This is a genomic window from Castellaniella sp. GW247-6E4 (assembly GCF_040276065.1).
Taxonomy (GTDB): Bacteria; Pseudomonadota; Gammaproteobacteria; order Burkholderiales; family Burkholderiaceae_B; genus Castellaniella.
Genome location: NZ_JBELOI010000001.1, coordinates 580,796 through 598,280, shown reverse-complemented (window position 1 = coordinate 598,280; position 17,485 = coordinate 580,796). Strand labels below are relative to the sequence as shown.

Below are 17,485 nucleotides of genomic sequence, written 5' to 3'. Positions count from 1 at the left end.
CCATGACTTCCGCAACTCAAGCCCCCAAAAGCCCACGCAAGCGCCTGCTGTGGCTCACCACCCTGGTCTTCATTGCCATCGGCATCGCCTACGCCTTCTGGTGGTTCCTGTTCGCCGCCCACTACGAAACGACGGACGACGCCTACGTGCATGGCAACCTGGTGCAAGTCACCTCGCAGATTCCGGGCACCATCATCGCCATCGACGCCGAGGACACACAGCGCATCAAGCAGGGCGCATCCCTGCTGACGCTGGATCCGAGCGACACGCGCATCGCGCTTGCGCAAGCCAAGGCCGCACTCGCGCAGGCCGTGCGACGCACCCGAACCCTGTTCGTCCAGAACGATGCCCTGGCAGCCGACGTGGCAATGCGCAAGGCCAATATCGAGCAGGCCCAGGCCGCGCTCGACAAGGCGCAAAGCGACTTGCAAAGGCGCAGCGCCTTGGGGGGTTCGGGCGGGGTCAGCGGCGAGGAGCTACTGCACGCCCGCATCGCCGTCAAATCCGCACAAGCCGGCATCGCCCAGGCGCAAGCCTCCTATGCCGCCTCCAAGGCCAAGCTCGAAACGAACCAGGCGCTCACCCAGGGCAGTACCGTCGCCACCCACCCCGATGTCCTGCACGCCGCCGACCAAGTGCGCAACGCCTGGCTCGCCGAGGCCCGCACGCGCATCGTCGCCCCGGTGGACGGGATGGTCGCCCAGCGCACGGCCCAACTCGGCCAGCATATCCTGCCCGGCACCCCGCTCATGACCATCGTGCCCCTCGAACAACTCTGGGTCGAGGCGAACTTCAAGGAAAACCAGATCCACGAGATGAAGCCGGGGCAAAAGGCCACCATTACCTCGGACCTGTACGGCGGCACCGTGATCTACCACGGCACCTTGATCGGCGTCTCGGCAGGCTCGGGCGGCGCGTTCTCGCTGCTGCCCGCGCAAAACGCCAGCGGCAACTGGATCAAGGTCATCCAGCGCATCCCTGTGCGCATCCAGCTCGATCCCGAGGAACTGCGCGCCCATCCGCTGCGCGTGGGCCTGTCCATGCAGGTCGAGGTCGCCCTATCGGCACCCGCGGCCGACGCCGTGCCCGCCGATCCGGCGCCGCAGCGCACTGCCGCCTACACGCATGACAGCCGTGAGGTCGATGCCCTGATCCAGTCCATCATCCAGGACAACCTCGGATCATGAGCGAACCCACTCCCGCGTCCCCCTCGGAGGGTGGCGAGGCGCCGCGCGCCGCTCCGGCTCAAGCCGCGCAGGAATACGCGCCGCTGGAAGGCAGCGCGCGCACCTTCGGCACCATCGCGCTATCAGCCGCGGTATTCATGAATGTGCTCGATTCCTCGATCGCCAATGTGTCGATCCCGACGATCGCGGGCGACCTGGGCGTGAGTGCGACCCAAGGCACCTGGGTGATCACCTCGTTCGCCGTGGCCAATGCCATCACCGTACCGCTGACCGGTTGGCTGACGCAGCGCTTCGGCCAGGTGCGGCTGTTCGTCCTGTCGGTGCTGCTGTTCGTGCTCAGCTCCTGGCTGTGCGGCTTTGCGTGGTCCCTGGAATCGCTGGTGTTCTTCCGCGTCCTGCAAGGCGCGGTGGCCGGCCCCATGATCCCGCTGTCGCAATCCCTGATGCTGGCCACCTATCCCAAGGCCAAGGCTGGAATGGCGCTGGCGATGTGGTCCATGACCATCCTGATCGGCCCGATCGCCGGCCCCCTGCTGGGCGGCTGGATCTCGGACAACTACTCCTGGTCGTGGATCTTCTACATCAATGTGCCAGTCGGCCTGGTGGCGGGCTGGGGATCGTGGCAGGTCTACAAGGCGCGCGACTCGCGCCGCGTGCACCTGCCCATCGACCGCATGGGCCTCGTCCTGCTGGTGGTTTGGGTCGGTGCGCTGCAGGTGCTGCTCGACAAGGGCAAGGAGCTGGAATGGTTCGCCAGCCCGATCATCTGTGCGCTGGCCGTGACGTCCGTCGTCGCCTTCGTCTATTTCGTCATCTGGGAGCTGACCGCTCGTCACCCCATCGTGGACCTCACCTTGTTCGCGGGTCGCAACTTCACCGCCGGCGTGATCTCTCTATCGGTCGCCTACGGGGTGTTCTTCGGGACCGTCGTGCTGCTGCCCCTGTGGCTGCAGAGCACCATGGGCTACACGGCCACCTGGGCCGGCATCGCGTCGGCGCCCGTCGGGATCCTGGCCATCATCCTGTCGCCCGTCGTCGGCAAGCTGCTCGCCAAGCACGACCCCCGCGTCATCGCCACCGTGGCCTTTCTGATTTTTTCCCTGATCAGCTACATGCGGGCACAGTTCAACACCCAGGTCGATCTGTACGCCGTCATGCTGCCGACCTTCATCCAGGGCGCGGCGATGGCCACGTTCTTCATCCCGCTGACGACGCTGACCTTGTCCGGACTGAGCGCCGACCGCATCCCGGCGGCGGCGGGCCTGTCGAACTTCGCCCGCCTGGTCTGCGGCGCCTTCGGCACCTCGATCACCACCACGCTGTGGGATAACCGCGCCACCCTGCACCACAGCCGCATGACCGAGGTGGCCCGCCCCGGCGAGCCGGCCTTCGACCACATCATGAATGGCCTGCATCAACTGGGCCTGAGCACTCAGCAGGGTGCCGCCCTGATCGACCGCACCATCGGTCAGCAGGCCTACACCATGTCGGCCACGGACATTTTCTACGCCTCGGCGCTAGTGTTCCTGCTGTTGATCGGCCTGATCTGGACCGCTAAGCCAAAGTCCGCGCGCCAGGCCCTGTCCAGCGGCGGCGCAGGGGTGCACTAGAGAGACGGCCTGAAAAAAACTATGCTATAGTTTCGCTTCTTCGCAATTCCCCGATAGCTCAGTCGGTAGAGCGACGGACTGTTAATCCGCAGGTCCCAGGTTCGAGCCCTGGTCGGGGAGCCAGGAAACTCAAGGACTTAGGTGAAAATCTAGGTCCTTTTTGTTTTGGTGTACGAAAACTCGGAATGTGAAACGTACGGAGCCTGCCCCTCACCCGCCTAGCTCTATTTGCGGATATATCCTGATAAGGCAGGCTTTGCTTCAGGCTTTGCGAATTGCATGAATTTCCTGCAAAACCGGCCATAGGTAGGTGCGCAACAGAGAATAATTTTCCGACATCGGAAAGTGGCCAAGATTTTCCATGCGCTGGAATTTCGCCCCGGGAATCCTCGCAGCCACCTCGGCTGTCATTTCTGGTGTTGCCGAGTAATCGTACTCGCCGGTCAACAGATACAGCGGCGTGCGCCGGGTATCGATCATCCCGAGTTCCTCCAAGGCGATATCTCCTCCTTCCCGGTAATACATCGTGTCACCGTAGAAAATACCCGGGCCGCCCTGCATGTAGTGCCATAGAGTCTCCCAGCGGCCTACCGCCGGACTGGTGGGCGCCATTATGCCGCTCAACCAGCCAGCCGTCGCTTCGCCCCCATTGACATCGGGGCGGTCGAGGTAGGCCGTTTCATGGGTTTGCGCACGCAGCCTGCTCGCAGAATGACGCGTTGTCTGCAACCCGATCGCCCCTCCGAACAACTGGGGGTGTTCCAACAGCAGGTGCAGCACGGCCCGCCCGCCAATGGAACACCCGATGACGACGGGCCGGTGCAAATCGAGCCCGCGCACCACCGCCATGATCGTGTCCATGTAGTAACGACGCGTCAACACATAGTGTTCATTCTGAAATCCCTCGGGCGGAGAAGACTTCCCATGCCATGGCATGTCGAACACGATAACCCGGTACTTTGCGGCGACTTCCGCATCATTGAGCAGCGAACGGTATTGCCGCCCATCTGTGCCTGCCGTGTGCAAGCACAGCAGGGGAATGCCGCTGCCGGCTTCTTCGATATAAACCCGGTGCGCGGCGCCACCGATTTCCAGACGCAAATAGCGCCCGACAATGGGTTCGATCTCTACGTTCACCATGATGCGTCCGCACGCCAAGCGGCGGCCATGACGCCTTTGATCAGGAAGAGGTTGCGAAAGAACAGCAGCATATCGCCCGTCACGTCAAGATGCCCGCTTTCAATCAGCGCGATGATGTCGTGGTACTGAGGCTTGCGATCAGGGCTCGCGTAAGCCTGCCAAACGGATTCAGAAGCCTGCAATTCAAAAGCGCCGCCACTCGCTCGGCCCGCGGGCCGTACCCGGATATCGCCACGGTCGACCGTCACCCGGTAGCGGCTGGCCCCTACCAGGAAATCGAAACACAAATCCAGAAAACGGGCTTTGCGCAACAGAGCCGGATTGCGCCGTATGATAGGCATCACATCGACAGTAGGTAGCACCATGGCACGTATCCAATCGTGGAGACGAGGCCATGATCGACCGGAAACCGAACGCTTGCATAGGTAATAAAATCGAATCCGCAGTTTGGTTTCAATGAAATGTCAGCCCAAGTTCAACATGCCACGTCCACCCCACCTCACCCAGCCCCTTCTTTCAACTTTATCGAAAGACTGATTCGAGCGCCCTGTATGTATCTGCCCCCTGGGCGCAGATACAGTGAAAAGGACTCGTATATCGATGCAAAACCGGCTCGAGAAGCCGCCACTTCCGCATCAAAAAATAGAGAAGACAGACATGGATCGACGTAATTTCTCGCTTTGCGCGACGGGAATATTTTCCTATGCGCCCTTGCTTGCGCATAGCGCTATCGCACCCCGCCCACCACATTCCATCACGCCCGTGATGGACCTCGCCACCGATGGCCCAATAGAGGGGTCCACACGAGCCATCGGCGTTCCTGCACAAAACGGCTAATCCGCCCGGAGACATGAAAAATGGATGTCGCGACGCTAATTGGCCAGTCCATCGTTAACGGGCTCGTCCTGGGCACGATGTACTTCCTGATGGCCATCGGCTTCACCATGGTCTTTGGCATCATGCGGGTCGTCAACTTCGCCCATGGCGAATTCTACATGCTGGGCGGCTTTGCCGTTCTCTATCTGTTCGGCAGCCTGCATTGGTACTTTCTCGCAGCACTGGTCGGGGCAGCCCTGCTGGTGGGCGTGCTGGGATTTGCCATGGAAAGGATTATTTTCCGTCCGTTTCGCGGTGATGAACTCAGTGGCATGATCGCGGCACTGGGCTTGTCGATCGTGCTGCAGAACACGGCTGCGCTGGTCTTCGGCGCCATGCCACAATCCATGCCCGACGTCATAACCGGCAGCGTTGCGCTAGGCCCGGTCATTATCCCCTTCTCGCGCCTGATGGTGATCGTTCTTTCCTTCGCGATCCTGGCGCTACTGTGGCTGTTCATCCGGTTCAGCCGCACCGGTCGCGCCATGCGGGCCATGGTGCAAGACAGCACGGCGGCCACGCTTCAGGGGATGCGGCCGCAGCGCATCTATCCAATCGCCTTTGGCATGGGTGCGGGCTTGGCCGCCCTGGCCGGCGGCATCATGGCGCCGGTCCTGACGGTAGAGCCGTTCATGGGCGCCATCCCGCTGCTCAAGGCTTTCGTGGTCGTCATCCTCGGCGGATTGGGCAGCGTCATGGGTGCAGTGCTGGCCGGCCTCGGTCTAGGCATCTTTGAAAGTTTCGTGAGCAATTTCTACGGTGCGGCAGCGGCCGACCTGCTGCAGTTCCTGCTGGTCATCACCATCCTGCTGGTACGCCCTCAAGGCCTGTTAGGAGAAAAGGAAGTATGAAAAAAGGGACGGAAATGACCATTCCTCTCGGCTCCCCCGCCCCAGCGGGCCCACCCGGACGCATGCCCGCCCGCATGGCAGGATGGCTGGTCGCCTTCGCGGCAGCGCTCTTGCTGCCGGTGGTATCCAAAGAAGCCTTTTACATTCATACAGGCGTCATTACCGCGACTTCTGCGATCGCGGTCATCGGGCTGATGCTGATCTACCGGGTCGGGCAGCTTTCCTTCTGCCACGCGGCAGTCGTCGGCCTCGGCGCCTACACCGGCGCGCTCTTCTCGACTCGCTGGGGATTTCCCGCGCCCTTGTCCATGATCACGGCAATGGCCATCGTGGGCCTCGCCACGTCCCTGCTGGGCTGGATCATCCTGCGAACCCGCGGCGTCTATTTCGTGCTGATCACGTTCGCCACCGGACAAGTTCTGGGACTGATGTTTCTCGATCTCGAGTCGATCACCGGTGGCGCCGTCGGTTTGTCCGGAGTGCCCGCCCCCTCGATGCTGGGCTTCAATTTCGATACGCCATTCAGCTACTACTACCTGGCCCTGGCGATGCTGGCGCTGGCGATCGCCTTTGCCACCCGTATCCTCGAATCGGACATCGGCCACGCGTTCGATGCCGTATCCAGCAACGTGGCCCTGGCGGAGTCCAGCGGTATCGCAACCCTTTCCTACCAGATTCTGGCCTTTGTGATCGGCAGCATGCTCGCGGCCGGCAGCGGAGTGATCGCGGCGCACTACACCCGGTTTGTCACGCCTGGATCCTATGAAATCACATTTATGGTCAACCTCATCGTTATGCTGGTCCTGGGTGGCCGCACCTCGGTCACCGGGGCCGTGGTGGGCGCCCTGTTCGTTGGGCCGCTAATGGAAATCCTGCGCGACATGAAGGAAATGGAAAACATCATCTACGGCGTAATCGTTCTGCTGGTCCTGCGCTTCGTTCCCGGCGGCATCACCAGCATCCCGGGCCGCGTTGTGGCATCTCTGCGCAACCGCTCTGGAGGCCGCCCATGACCGCTCTGCTGGAAGCCAACCGGATATCCAAATCGTTCCGCGGCCTGCGCGCCCTCTCCGAGGTCAGTCTGCGCGTCGACGAAGACGAGATCGTTGGCCTGGTCGGCCCCAATGGCGCAGGAAAAACCACGGCCTTCAATCTGATGAGCGGCGTCACGCCACCCACCGAGGGCGACATTCACATCGCCGGACAACGGATCAATGGGATGTCCCCGCACCGGATCGTGCGGCTGGGCCTGGCGCGTACCTTCCAGGCGACTACCGTATTCCATGACACAACGGTCGTCGAGAACGTGCGGCGCGGTCTGCTGGGAGCGCTGGGTATACGATTCTTCAGCACACTATTCAACACCGCGAGCTATCGGGAACAAACCCGCGCCTCCACCCGGCGCGCCTATGACGTCCTGGAAAGAGTCGGCCTGTCCGGCCATGCCCACGCCTCGGCGGCGACGCTGGCCTACGGGCATCAGCGATTGCTCGGCATCGCTATTGCGCTGGCAGCCGACCCAAAGATTCTCCTCCTCGACGAACCAGCCGCCGGCCTGAACCCGGCTGAAGCACAGATGATGGGCGAGATGATCGTGCGCCTGCATAAAGAACTGAAAATTTCAGTACTGCTTGTGGAGCACAACATGCGCATGGTGATGGGCATCTGCGATCGCCTGTTCGTCCTGCAACACGGCCAACTGATTGCACAAGGCACACCGCAGCAGATCCGCAATGATCCGCGTGTCATCAGTGCCTATCTGGGAAGCGATGATGACGAAGCTGCTTGACATACAGGGCATGTGCGTTGCCTATGGACCAATCGAAGCAGTCCGCGGCATCGACCTGGAAATCGCCCCCGGGGAAGTCGTCGCCTTGGTCGGCAGCAATGGCGCGGGGAAAAGCACCACACTCAAGGCCATCATGGGCCTACAGCAGCCCAGTGCCGGACAAATCCTTTTCGACGACAAGCAGATCGACGCGTTGTCCACGGCTGAAATCGTCGCACGCGGTATCACGCTATCCCCTGAAGGCCGGCGCGTCTTTCCCAAGATGTCGACTCACGAAAACCTGCTGGCGGGCGCGTTTCTACAGCGCGACAAATCCGATAGCCAACAAACAATCGACGGTGTTTATGCCCGCTTCCCCCGGCTGTACGAGCGGCGGACCCAACTGGCAGGATCGCTCTCGGGCGGTGAACAGCAAATGCTGGCTATCGGCCGAGCCCTCATGGCCAAGCCCCGCCTGCTGCTACTGGACGAGCCCACGCTGGGATTGGCCCCTCTTATGGTCAAGGAAATCGCTCGCACGATAGATAGCATTCGCGCCGAAGGGGTCAGCATCCTTCTGGTTGAACAGAATGCCAACATGGCACTGCGCGCCTGTAACCGAGCCGTGGTCATGGAGAACGGCAGTATCGCAATGTCCGGCACCGGGCAGGAGTTGCTGCACGACGAGCACATCCGAAAACTCTACCTGGGGCTTTAAGCATAAGCCACTGGAACAACCCATCAAACCGAGGAGATGATATGAAAATCGCACGAATCAACACTGTGGCGGCAAGCCTTTGCCTCGCCGCCGCCACACTGGGTGTCTCCGCTACCCAGGCCCAGGCCCAGGACACTCTCAAGCTCGGCGTCATCGCCATCCTCTCCGGGCCAGGCCAGCCCTGGGGTCAAGCGCTGCAACACGCGGTGGAAATGGCCGTCGAGGAAACCAATGCCGCCGGGGGGCTGGATGTCGCCGGCAAGCACTATCAGGTCAAGATCATCGCCTACGACTCCAAGTATCGCCCGGACGAAGCCATGTCGGCAGCCAATCGCCTGGTGCTGCAGGATGGCGTGAAATTCATCACTGGCCCGGTCGGCGCGTCCGAAACCATTGCCACGCAATCGGTGACGACGGCGAACAAAGTGTTGACCCTGACCCAAGGCTGGAGCCCACGCGTACTGGGCCCCTCGATGCCTTATCAGTTTCGGGTATCCGCCTCGGATCTCGAGTTCTCCGGCCCCTTGATGAACTGGGTCAGCCAGCGACTGAAGTTTAAAAAGATTGGCGGCCTGTTCCCCAACGACGAACTCGGGCAACAATCCTCCAAGCAGGTTTCCGCCGTTTATGAAAAACTCGGGATTCAAACCGAAATCGAGATGTTCGAACGCAACAGGGTTGATTTTGTACCGCTGCTCACTCGCCTCATCAACCAGGGCATAGACGCCATAGACCTGGATGGCAACGCACCAACCACGTCCGGCCTGATCGTCAAGCAGGCCCGCGGCATGGGTTTCAAGGGGCCCATCCTGCGCAGCGGCGGCCCCGCCGAACAGGAAATCCTGCAAGTCGCCGGCAAAGAAGCCGCCGAAGGCATTTACTTGTATTCGCCCATCAATCCGGCCGATCCGGCGATTGCCGAATTCATGAACAAGCACAAGGCGAAATACGGTAATGATGTCAATGGTTTTGCCCCCGGCTATTACGACGCAACCCGGATGTTGTTCGAGGCCATGCGCCGCGCGGGCACGGTGACGGATGCCGTGGCAGTCACCGCCGAGTTGGAGAAAATGCACGACTTCCCCGGCATCCAGGGCAAGCTGAAATGGACGGGCGCTGAACGTTATGGCGTGAATCGGCAGATCGATTCGGCCTTCTACATCATGCAGCTACGCGACGGCAAATCGGTGGCGGTTGCCAAGTGCAGCTATACCTCCTGCTCCGATCTCTGAGGCCACATGACGACACCACCCGTTTACGAAATCTATGCCTTGCGGTTCGCGACCTTGGCCAGCTCGGCCAAGGACAATTTTCTACTGCGAGGCGAGGTGCATGACGGACCGCTCGCGCTGGATTTCTTTCTCTGGGCTATCCGTAACGAAGAACGGGTCGTCGTCTTCGATACTGGCTTTGGGCACGAGGCCTCCACCCGTCGCAACCGCCCGCTGCTTCGCCATCCCGTCGAAGCCCTGGCTGCCCTGGGCATCGACGCCGCCACAGTAAAAAACGTCGTCTTCAGCCATCTGCACTATGACCACAGCGGCAACGCGGAATGCTTCCCCGCGGCCACTTTTCACGTACAGGACTCCGAGGTCCAGTTCGCCACGGGCCGCTGCATGTGCCACAGGGCCCTGCGCGGCGCGTTCGACGCACAAAATGTGGTCGACCTGGTGCGCAACGTCTATGCGGACAGGGTGAAATTCCACGACGGAGACGAGGAACCGTGGCCCGGCATCAGTCTGCACCGCCTCGGCGGGCATACGGGCGGCCTCCAGGTCATGCGTGTGCATACCGCACGCGGCTGGGTCGTGCTGGCCTCCGACGCGGCGCACTATTACCGAAACTTCCTGCTGGACAACCCATTTCCCATCGTACTGAATATCGCCGACGCGATCGAAGGCAACCGGAAGCTGCTGGCCCTGGCCGATTCGCCCGACCATGTCGTGCCCGGCCACGACCCCCAGGTTCTGAACCTCTACCCACGCCTCGAGTCCGATGAAATCGGCATCTCGTGCCTGCATCTCCCTCCTGTCGGCGAGGTGCAATTATGAAATTTCTTCCAAGACCCAGGAATCAATCATGCGCATGAAGAACAAAATTGGCATCATCACGGCGGCCGCCTCGGGCATGGGCCGGGCGGGCGCGCTGCGTTTCGCGCGGGAAGGCGCATCGGTTGCCGTGGTTGACCTGGATGAAGCCCGCGCCAAGGAAACGGTCCGCGAAATCACCGAAGCGGGCGGCCAAGCCATTGCGTTGTCCGGTGACCTGACCGACGAAAGTTTCTCGCGCCGCATTGCCACTGTCACGGCAAAACACTTCGGCGGTCTGGATTTCATCTGGGCGCACGCCGGCTACCCCGGCCCGGCGGCCATCGAAGATCTCGATCTGAAAGACTTCGACTTCACCATCAACCTCAACGTGCGTACCAACCTGGCCACCGTCAGTACCGCCATTCCGCTGATGCGCAAACGCGGCGGGGGCAGCGTGCTGTTCACGGCGTCCAGCTCTGGGCTGGTGGGCTCACCGTTCAGCCCCGTGTATTCGGCCGCCAAGTTCGGCGTCATCGGGCTGGCTCGGTCGCTGGCCAAGCGCTACGGTGGCGAAGGCATCCGCTTCAACGTCGTGTGCCCTGGCACAACCGATACCCCGATGCTGCGCACCTTCGTGGCCCGCCCGGACAGCGCGGCCGCCAAGGCGGGCAAGGACCCGGAAGAGTTAGTCCAGCAACGCGCCGGGGCCAATCCACTGAACCGTCCCGGCCGCCCAGAGGAAATCGCCAACGCGGCGCTGTTCCTGCTCTCTGACGAAGCCTCTTTCGTCAATGGCGCATCGTTGGCCGTCGACGGAGGCGTTACCGCATGAAAACACCCCGCAATGCGGCCATCACTGGCGGCGGTAGCGGTCTGGGCGCCGCCGCCATCCGCAAGCTGCACTCAAGCGGCGCCAAGGTTGTCATCGCCGACATCGATGAATCGCGCGCCCAGGCCCTCGCCCTCGAACTGGACCCCTCCAGCCGGACTAGTCTGGGCGTTCGCTGCGACATTACGCAGCCCGACGATTGTGAAACCCTGATCGCGCGCGCCGAAGGGTTCTTCGACGGCCCCGTTCAAGTGTTCCTGGCGAACGCGGGTGCCGGATTCGCCGGTTCACTGACACAGGCCGATCCGCTGCAAATCAAGCGCGTCATCGACACCAATCTGACCGGCAGTGTCATGTCGGCTCGCGCCGCACTGCGCAGCATGCTGAAGGGACGCGACGGCGTGCTGCTGTTCACCTCGTCGCTACAAGGCGTCATGGCCCGCTCCCAGCGCAGCATCTACACCGCCACCAAGCATGGCATCATAGGGCTGGTAAAGGCGCTCGCCCTGGAATACGGCCCGCACGGCATCCGCGTCAACTCCATCGCACCGGCATCCACGGACACGGCATTCCTGCGCGGGCAGTTCGAACGCCTCGGCCACTCGGACATCGACAGCTCCGTCGCACAAGTGGCTAAATCCATGCCCTTGGGCCACCTGCCCGACGTGAGTGATTTTGCCGAGGCGGTGCTGTTCCTGTCTTCTTCGGCGGCAAAATCGATCACTGGCCATACCCTAGTGATCGATTGCGGCGCATCGGCGGGCCGTATGTAAGGCCCCATAAGGCCCGTGGCACCACCGCAATAAGATCCCGCCGGATACCGAACGCACCCGGATGCCCATCGCAGCGGTCACGCCTTCTTCAATTAAATCGAAAAATGCTTTCGACCTGGCGGGATTCCTCTACCCCCCTGGCGGCTGCACAATCGTCTCAAGCCATGTACACCATGCCTCTCGCACGCCCGCTTTCAAAAGCCGGTATCGACCGGCCTCCCCGAAACGCCGACCATCCATCGGCCCTGGCCAGGACGGCATCACCATCACATACATCCACTCTCGATAGGAACAGCCACCATGAGTTCGAGCGATTTCGACATTGCCGTCATCGGCGGAGGCAACGCCGCCTTGTGCGCCGCATTGTCGGCCCGCGAATCGGGTGCCCGAGTGATCATTGTCGAACGCGCGCCAAAAGAGAGCCGCGGCGGCAACTCGGCCCATACCGGCGGCGCCTTTCGCATTGCCTACAATGGCAGCGATGATCTCAAGGCGCTGATCCCCGACATGACGCCCGAAGAACTGCGCGACAACGACTTTGGTTCTTACACCGAAACGCAGTTTTTCGAAGAAAGCATTTCCATGAGCGGCTACCGCGCCGACGCTGACGTGCTGGACACGGTAGTCAAAGAAAGCATGCCGACCATGCATTGGATGCGCAGGCAGGGCGTACGCTTCATCCCCATATATGGCCGCCAATCCTTCAAAATCGACGGCAAAAACAAATATTGGGGAGGCCTGACAGTAGAAGTCTCGGGCGGTGGCCTGGGCCTGATGGAATCGCTCTTTGCACGCGCGGAAAAACTGGGCATCGACATCCGCTACAACTGCCGCGCCTATGGCTTGGCCCGCGCGGGCGGCGGCTGGGACATCACCCTGCGGCAAGACGGCCAGGATACTGTGCTGCACACACGCGCCGTGGTGTTGGCCAGTGGCAGCTTTCACGCCAACCTGGAGCGCCGCGCCAAATACCTGGGCCCTCACTGGGACTTGGCCAAGGTCCGCGGCTCGCGCTACAACACCGGGGACGGCATCGATATGGCCCTGAGCGCAGGCGCCGTCGCGCACGGCAACTGGACGGGTTGCCATGCCGTGTTTTATGACCTGAACGCGCCCGCCTACGGCGACCTCAACCTACTCAACCAGCAGAAGAACTACTTCACCTTGGGCATCGTGGTCAACGCCGACGGCCGGCGCTTCGTCGACGAGGGTGCCGACTTTCGCAACTATATCTATTCCGGCATGGGCGCGCGCGTGCTGGCCCAACCCGGCGCGGTCGCCTGGCAGGTGTTCGACGCCAAGACCTCCGGCCTGCTGCCCGACGAATACCGGGTTCGCCACGCAACGCGGCTGACGGCCGACACGCTCGAAGAGCTGGCTGAAAAAATGGAAGGCATCGATCAGAAAACCTTTTTGCGGACCGTGGCGCAATTCAACAACGCCGTGGATCAGAGCATCCCTTACAACCCTGCGATCAAAGACGGGCGCGGTACGCACGGCCTGGACATCCCCAAGTCAAATTGGGCGCACCCGATCGATACCGGCCCCTATGTGGCGTACGCGGTCACCTGCGGCATCACCTTTGCCTACGCCGGCGTCAAGGTCAACCAGGACGCGCAAGTGCTGGATGACCAAGACAAGCCCATCCCCAGCTTATATGCGGCGGGCGAAATGGTCGGAGGCCTGTACTACGTCAAATACGCGGGCGGTATTGGCCTGACGGCGGGATCCGTCTTGGGCCGTCGCGCCGGCGCCCATGCCGCGGGCATCGCGCGCGCCGCAGCCTGATCTTCCATTTTCCCTATCAAACGGAATATGCATCATGAATCACAATGATATCCAGGCCGACCTGATCGTAGTCGGCGGCGGCATGGCCGCCTTTGCCTGCGCGCTGCAAGCGGCGCAAGGCGGCGCCGAGGTGGTCCTGCTGGAGAAACTCCCTGAAATCGGCGGTTCCTCGGCCATGAGCGGCGGCTGCCTGGCCTTCGCCGGCACCGATCTGCAGCAGGCCAATGGCATCGAGGACTCCAATGAACTACTGTTCAAGGACTTGCGCGAAGTCGGCCAGAACGAAAATGATGAAAGTCTGGTCCGCATCTATGTCGACAACCAGCTCGATACATACCAATGGCTGAGGCAAAGCGGCGTACAGTTCAGCAAGGTCATCGACGCCTCATCGGGCCAGTCGGTGCCGCGCGCGCATAACGTGGACCCGGCCGATGCCGTGCGCGCCCTGGCCAAGAGCGCGAAAGACACCAACCGCGTGCGCGTGTTGATGAACACCCGCGCCCTGCGTCTGCTGCGCGACGAGACGAACCGTGTCATCGGCGTCAGCGCCCGGCAGGGCAACGACACTTTCAAGGCCCTGGGCAAGCAAGGCGTGGTGCTGGCCAGTGGCGGTTTCTGCAAGAATCCCGAACTGGTGCATCGCTTTGCGCCGCAATATGATGCCGCCATTTTCATCGGCGGCGAGGGCAATGTGGGGGACGGCCTGAAGATGGCCCAGCAGATCGGCGCAGATAGTCGCGACATGATCTACATCAAAGGCACCTACGGCAAGCACCCTACCGACGAGACCAATCATCACAGTTGCCTGGCCGTATACAAGGGCGCGATCGCCATCAACCAGGAGGGCAAGCGCTATGTCGATGAATCGATCTCATACAAGCTGCTGGGCGATGCCTGCATCCGCCAGACGTACGGCGCCACTTTCCAGGTCCTCGATCAGCCCATCCTCGACAGTGGCGACTACCAGGTGCGCATTCTCGACCTCCAGCGCCGCCTCGAAGAAGGCCTGATGATCCAGGCCGACACGCTGGAAGCGCTGGCTGAGAGGATCGAAGTCCCCGCCGATGCCCTGGTCGACACCGTCAAGACCTACAACCGCTATGTCGATGCCGGGCATGACCCCGATTTCGGCCGCGAGCACCTGGTGCACCAGCACGGCAAGCTGGTCCGGATCGAAACCGCGCCTTTCTACGCCTATCCCTCCACGGTCGCCGTCTACGGCACCTACTGCGGCCTGTGCGTGGATGCGGGCATGCGTGTGCTGGATGTCTACGGCGACGTGCTGCCTGGCCTGTACGCGGCGGGCGAAATAGTGGGCGGTCTGCATGGCGCGGCCTACATGACCGGATCGGCCTTGGGCAAGGCCGCCATCTTCGGCCGCGTCGCTGCGCGCACCGCGGCCGCCGCTTGAGTACCGCCATGCATGTTGCCGTCTTGCTGGCCGGCGTGGCCGATCCGAAGAAACCTCTGCCCACGCCCGCTTCAGGTGATTGGCGCGATCTGCCCGCCGCAACCGCCCTCGCCTACAAGCTCAGCCCTTTCGATGAGGCGGCACTGGAAATCGGCCTGAAACTGCGCGACCAGGGCGCGGCCGCAAGTATTACCGTACTGGTCACGGACGGCGTCCGGGACCTCGCCCTGATGCGCGCCGTGGCCGCCCTCAAACCCGACCGCATGGTCGGCTTGTGCCCGCCGGCATCCCAACGCGGCAATCCCGCCTGGCTAGCACATCACGCAGCCGATCTGCTGCGCGAGGGAGGCCAAGAGCCAGGGCTCATCCTGATCGGCCGCGAACATGGCGATCTCGATGACGGCATGACCCCGCCGTACCTGGCCGAAGCCTGGCAACTACCCTACGCTCACCTGGCCCTGCAAGTGCAGGCCGACCCGGAAGGTGGATGGACGCTGCTGCGCAGCCGCACCGGACAGGACGAAACGCTGCATCTGCCGGCCCCAGCGCTAGCCAGCATCAGCAACGACAAGAGCAACCGCCTGCGCCATCCGCTCATGAAGAACGTGCTGCAGGCCAAGCAACAGAAATTCGATATCGTCGAGCCGGCGCCTGACGTGGCCGCCACGGCATCCGTCCTGGCCGATGCCGGCCCCGCGCAGACCAGCGCGCGCGGATCGCAGGCCTGCCGCATGCTGACCGGAACCGTCGAGGAGCAGGCCGCGGCCCTGGCGGCTTACCTGCGCGCACCCAACCACCAAACGATCCCATCCGGCGCAACTCAACATGTCTGACACACCCTCAGTCCTGGCCCTGATTCCCGCCTGTGGCCGCATGCCCGAGAACGACCTGGCGATGATGCATCAGGCGCGCCGGCTCGCCGACCAGCGTGGCGGCCATGCGCATGCCTTGCTGGCTGGCCCCGGCAGCACAGCCGCCACGGCGCAAGCCCGCGAGGCCGGCCTCGATCACGTCTGGCTGATCCCCGACGGCGGGACCGATACACAGCCGCATCAATACGCGGACCTGTACGCAGCGGCCCTGCGAACCGCAGCGCTCTCCTCGAGCCTGGAGCATGCGCTATTACTGATTCCAGCCCACCCCGACAATGACGCCTGCGCCGGCGCGCTGGCTGCCCGCATCAGCGCCGCGCCGCTAGGCCGATGCTCCGGCTTTGAATTCAACCAGGAAGGCCATTTGACCGCTCGCCGCACAGCCTATGGCGGCCGGATCAATATCGCCTTGTCCTGCGCCACCGGCCCCGCGATAGCCAGCGTGCGCCCTCAGGCGCGGGCCGCAGCCACCGGGGTGGAAAACCACGCCGCCACAGCCCCCACCGTGCACGAGCTGCCTGTCGCCGCAGCCGTCGCACGCCCTCCCCATGCCATCACCGCAGCCCCGCATCGCGAACCCCATGCGGGCCTGGACGGCGCGCGCCTGGTCATTTCAGGCGGCCGGGGCATGGGAGGCGAGGCCGCCTTCGCAGCGCTCTACGAACTGGCGGATAGACTCGACGGTGCCGTTGGAGCCAGCCTGCCCGCGGTAGACTCCGGCTGGGCGCCGGTGACTCGCCAGGTCGGCATTTCCGGCAAATACGTCAGCCCCGACATCTATCTCGCCATCGGCATCTCGGGGACTCCTCAGCATTTGGCCGGCATCGATCCCCACACCCGCATCATCGCCATCAACCGGGATGCCGACGCCGCCATTTTCGGCGTCGCGGAGGTCGGCGCGCTCGCCGAGTGGCAAGCCTTGCTGCCAGCCTTGTTACAGGCGCTGGATTGACAAAGGCACAACCATCGCCCGGCCATGTCAGCTTTTACGGGTGGCAGAACACCACAGCCTCCGTGGTGTCCGTCCTGCAAAAACGGCTGATACTGCCCATGGAGTTCGCATGCTCTTCGAGGCTATGCGCGGCGCAAGCGTCTTCGAGGACGATCACTTCGTAGTCGCGGTCGTGCGCATCGCGCACGACCGCTTGCACCACAGCCTGGGTGGACACACCCGAGCAGTAGATGCGCCGCACGTTGTTGGCACGCAACTGGGCTTCCAGCGTGGTGGAATAGAAAGGGCTGACCCGGTGCTTGACCACCTGAATGTCGCCTGCCTTCTGTTCCAGGTCGGGATGGATCTCGGTGCCCCAGGAACCCAGCTTGAACAGGCCAAGCTTGGGCGCACCCGAAAATACCTGCGAACCTTTTGGACACTCGGGGTAGCCTTCAGAGAAACCCACACGCACAAAACCCACCAGCAGGCCGCCGACGGCCCGCGCCTTGGCGATGGCCCTGGCGGTCTTGGCAAGGACTTGGCGCGCCTGGACCTGCTCACCCAGGGGGCTTTTGCCACTGGGGCCATCGGCATGTACCAGATCGTTCTGCATATCCAGTACGAGATAAATGGAACGGGGAGCGTCCATGTTCAATTCCTTATTGTGAAAAATGAGTCGTCAGCGGTTTGCCAGGCCC

At 62.5% G+C, this 17,485-nt stretch carries 17 protein-coding genes and 1 tRNA gene; 15 read left to right on the top strand and 3 right to left on the bottom strand.

Annotation, left to right across the window (positions count from 1 at the left end; genetic code table 11):
- The first annotated feature begins 2 nt into the window (after positions 1–2).
- From ABS761_RS02800 to ABS761_RS02790, 3 genes are all read left to right on the top strand, one after another.
- Entirely contained in the window at positions 3–1,187 is a 1,185-nt protein-coding gene (locus ABS761_RS02800) for an HlyD family secretion protein (RefSeq protein ID WP_350406516.1), read from the top strand.
- Positions 1,184–2,797 (top strand): DHA2 family efflux MFS transporter permease subunit, encoded by a 1,614-nt coding sequence (locus ABS761_RS02795; RefSeq protein WP_350406514.1) that lies wholly within the window; start codon positions 1,184–1,186, stop codon positions 2,795–2,797. Before ABS761_RS02800 ends, ABS761_RS02795 begins: the two co-directional genes overlap by 4 nt.
- A gap of 47 nt (positions 2,798–2,844) precedes the next feature.
- Positions 2,845–2,920 (top strand) — tRNA-Asn (locus ABS761_RS02790).
- Positions 2,921–3,058: 138 nt separating this feature from the next.
- Here the strand turns inward: ABS761_RS02790 and ABS761_RS02785 are convergent.
- Both ABS761_RS02785 and ABS761_RS02780 read right to left on the bottom strand, forming a co-directional pair.
- Positions 3,059–3,937: an alpha/beta fold hydrolase gene (locus ABS761_RS02785; protein WP_350406512.1), complete on the bottom strand. Its 879-nt coding sequence runs from the start codon at positions 3,935–3,937 to the stop codon at positions 3,059–3,061.
- Positions 3,931–4,302 carry a hypothetical protein gene (locus ABS761_RS02780; protein WP_350406511.1) on the bottom strand — a complete coding sequence of 124 codons (372 nt, stop codon included), beginning with the start codon at positions 4,300–4,302 and terminating at the stop codon, positions 3,931–3,933. Before ABS761_RS02780 ends, ABS761_RS02785 begins: the two co-directional genes overlap by 7 nt.
- 492 nt (positions 4,303–4,794) lie before the next feature.
- On the opposite strand from ABS761_RS02780, the gene ABS761_RS02775 reads away from it, so the two are divergent.
- The 12 genes from ABS761_RS02775 to ABS761_RS02720 all read left to right on the top strand — a co-directional run bounded on the left by ABS761_RS02775 (position 4,795) and on the right by ABS761_RS02720 (position 16,805).
- Positions 4,795–5,664: a branched-chain amino acid ABC transporter permease gene (locus ABS761_RS02775; protein WP_350406510.1), complete on the top strand. Its 870-nt coding sequence runs from the start codon at positions 4,795–4,797 to the stop codon at positions 5,662–5,664.
- On the top strand, positions 5,661–6,677 hold the full coding sequence (locus ABS761_RS02770) for a branched-chain amino acid ABC transporter permease (RefSeq protein WP_350406508.1): 1,017 nt from the start codon (positions 5,661–5,663) through the stop codon (positions 6,675–6,677). Before ABS761_RS02775 ends, ABS761_RS02770 begins: the two co-directional genes overlap by 4 nt.
- Positions 6,674–7,453, top strand: coding sequence for an ABC transporter ATP-binding protein (locus ABS761_RS02765; RefSeq protein ID WP_350406506.1), 780 nt, complete (start codon positions 6,674–6,676; stop codon positions 7,451–7,453). The genes ABS761_RS02770 and ABS761_RS02765 overlap by 4 nt, the downstream gene beginning before the upstream one ends.
- Positions 7,434–8,150, top strand: a complete 717-nt coding sequence (locus ABS761_RS02760) for an ABC transporter ATP-binding protein (RefSeq protein WP_502881364.1) — start codon at positions 7,434–7,436, stop codon at positions 8,148–8,150. Before ABS761_RS02765 ends, ABS761_RS02760 begins: the two co-directional genes overlap by 20 nt.
- A 41-nt stretch (positions 8,151–8,191) precedes the next feature.
- Positions 8,192–9,382, top strand: a complete 1,191-nt coding sequence (locus ABS761_RS02755) for an ABC transporter substrate-binding protein (RefSeq protein ID WP_502881363.1) — start codon at positions 8,192–8,194, stop codon at positions 9,380–9,382.
- 6 nt (positions 9,383–9,388) lie between these two features.
- Positions 9,389–10,201 (top strand): N-acyl homoserine lactonase family protein, encoded by an 813-nt coding sequence (locus tag ABS761_RS02750; RefSeq protein WP_350406505.1) that lies wholly within the window; start codon positions 9,389–9,391, stop codon positions 10,199–10,201.
- A 28-nt stretch (positions 10,202–10,229) separates the two neighbouring features.
- The gene (locus tag ABS761_RS02745; RefSeq protein WP_350406503.1) at positions 10,230–11,012 is read left to right on the top strand and encodes an SDR family NAD(P)-dependent oxidoreductase; all 783 of its coding nucleotides are present in this window, start codon (positions 10,230–10,232) and stop codon (positions 11,010–11,012) included.
- Complete coding sequence (locus ABS761_RS02740; RefSeq protein ID WP_350406501.1) at positions 11,009–11,782, top strand: SDR family NAD(P)-dependent oxidoreductase; 774 nt, start codon at positions 11,009–11,011, stop codon at positions 11,780–11,782. Before ABS761_RS02745 ends, ABS761_RS02740 begins: the two co-directional genes overlap by 4 nt.
- A gap of 300 nt (positions 11,783–12,082) precedes the next feature.
- Positions 12,083–13,570: an FAD-dependent tricarballylate dehydrogenase TcuA gene (gene tcuA, locus ABS761_RS02735; RefSeq protein WP_350406499.1), complete on the top strand. Its 1,488-nt coding sequence runs from the start codon at positions 12,083–12,085 to the stop codon at positions 13,568–13,570.
- A 34-nt stretch (positions 13,571–13,604) separates the two neighbouring features.
- Entirely contained in the window at positions 13,605–14,981 is a 1,377-nt protein-coding gene (locus tag ABS761_RS02730) for an FAD-dependent oxidoreductase (protein ID WP_350406497.1), read from the top strand.
- Between the two features lie 8 nt (positions 14,982–14,989).
- Positions 14,990–15,814, top strand: a complete 825-nt coding sequence (locus ABS761_RS02725) for a hypothetical protein (protein ID WP_350406495.1) — start codon at positions 14,990–14,992, stop codon at positions 15,812–15,814.
- The gene (locus tag ABS761_RS02720; protein ID WP_350406493.1) at positions 15,807–16,805 is read left to right on the top strand and encodes an electron transfer flavoprotein subunit alpha/FixB family protein; all 999 of its coding nucleotides are present in this window, start codon (positions 15,807–15,809) and stop codon (positions 16,803–16,805) included. The genes ABS761_RS02725 and ABS761_RS02720 overlap by 8 nt, the downstream gene beginning before the upstream one ends.
- A 34-nt stretch (positions 16,806–16,839) precedes the next feature.
- On the opposite strand, the gene ABS761_RS02715 is transcribed toward ABS761_RS02720, so the two are convergent.
- Entirely contained in the window at positions 16,840–17,436 is a 597-nt protein-coding gene (locus tag ABS761_RS02715; protein WP_350406491.1) for a cysteine hydrolase family protein, read from the bottom strand.
- Positions 17,437–17,485: the final 49 nt, after the last annotated feature.

Coding starts and splice junctions, on each gene's coding strand:
- ABS761_RS02800 (WP_350406516.1), top strand. CDS start 3: ATGACTTCCGCAACTCAAGCCCCCAAAAGCCCACGCAAGCGCCTGCTG.
- ABS761_RS02795 (WP_350406514.1), top strand. CDS start 1,184: ATGAGCGAACCCACTCCCGCGTCCCCCTCGGAGGGTGGCGAGGCGCCG.
- ABS761_RS02785 (WP_350406512.1), bottom strand. CDS start 3,937: ATGGTGAACGTAGAGATCGAACCCATTGTCGGGCGCTATTTGCGTCTG.
- ABS761_RS02780 (WP_350406511.1), bottom strand. CDS start 4,302: ATGGTGCTACCTACTGTCGATGTGATGCCTATCATACGGCGCAATCCG.
- ABS761_RS02775 (WP_350406510.1), top strand. CDS start 4,795: ATGGATGTCGCGACGCTAATTGGCCAGTCCATCGTTAACGGGCTCGTC.
- ABS761_RS02770 (WP_350406508.1), top strand. CDS start 5,661: ATGAAAAAAGGGACGGAAATGACCATTCCTCTCGGCTCCCCCGCCCCA.
- ABS761_RS02765 (WP_350406506.1), top strand. CDS start 6,674: ATGACCGCTCTGCTGGAAGCCAACCGGATATCCAAATCGTTCCGCGGC.
- ABS761_RS02760 (WP_502881364.1), top strand. CDS start 7,434: ATGATGACGAAGCTGCTTGACATACAGGGCATGTGCGTTGCCTATGGA.
- ABS761_RS02755 (WP_502881363.1), top strand. CDS start 8,192: ATGAAAATCGCACGAATCAACACTGTGGCGGCAAGCCTTTGCCTCGCC.
- ABS761_RS02750 (WP_350406505.1), top strand. CDS start 9,389: ATGACGACACCACCCGTTTACGAAATCTATGCCTTGCGGTTCGCGACC.
- ABS761_RS02745 (WP_350406503.1), top strand. CDS start 10,230: ATGCGCATGAAGAACAAAATTGGCATCATCACGGCGGCCGCCTCGGGC.
- ABS761_RS02740 (WP_350406501.1), top strand. CDS start 11,009: ATGAAAACACCCCGCAATGCGGCCATCACTGGCGGCGGTAGCGGTCTG.
- tcuA (WP_350406499.1), top strand. CDS start 12,083: ATGAGTTCGAGCGATTTCGACATTGCCGTCATCGGCGGAGGCAACGCC.
- ABS761_RS02730 (WP_350406497.1), top strand. CDS start 13,605: ATGAATCACAATGATATCCAGGCCGACCTGATCGTAGTCGGCGGCGGC.
- ABS761_RS02725 (WP_350406495.1), top strand. CDS start 14,990: ATGCATGTTGCCGTCTTGCTGGCCGGCGTGGCCGATCCGAAGAAACCT.
- ABS761_RS02720 (WP_350406493.1), top strand. CDS start 15,807: ATGTCTGACACACCCTCAGTCCTGGCCCTGATTCCCGCCTGTGGCCGC.
- ABS761_RS02715 (WP_350406491.1), bottom strand. CDS start 17,436: ATGGACGCTCCCCGTTCCATTTATCTCGTACTGGATATGCAGAACGAT.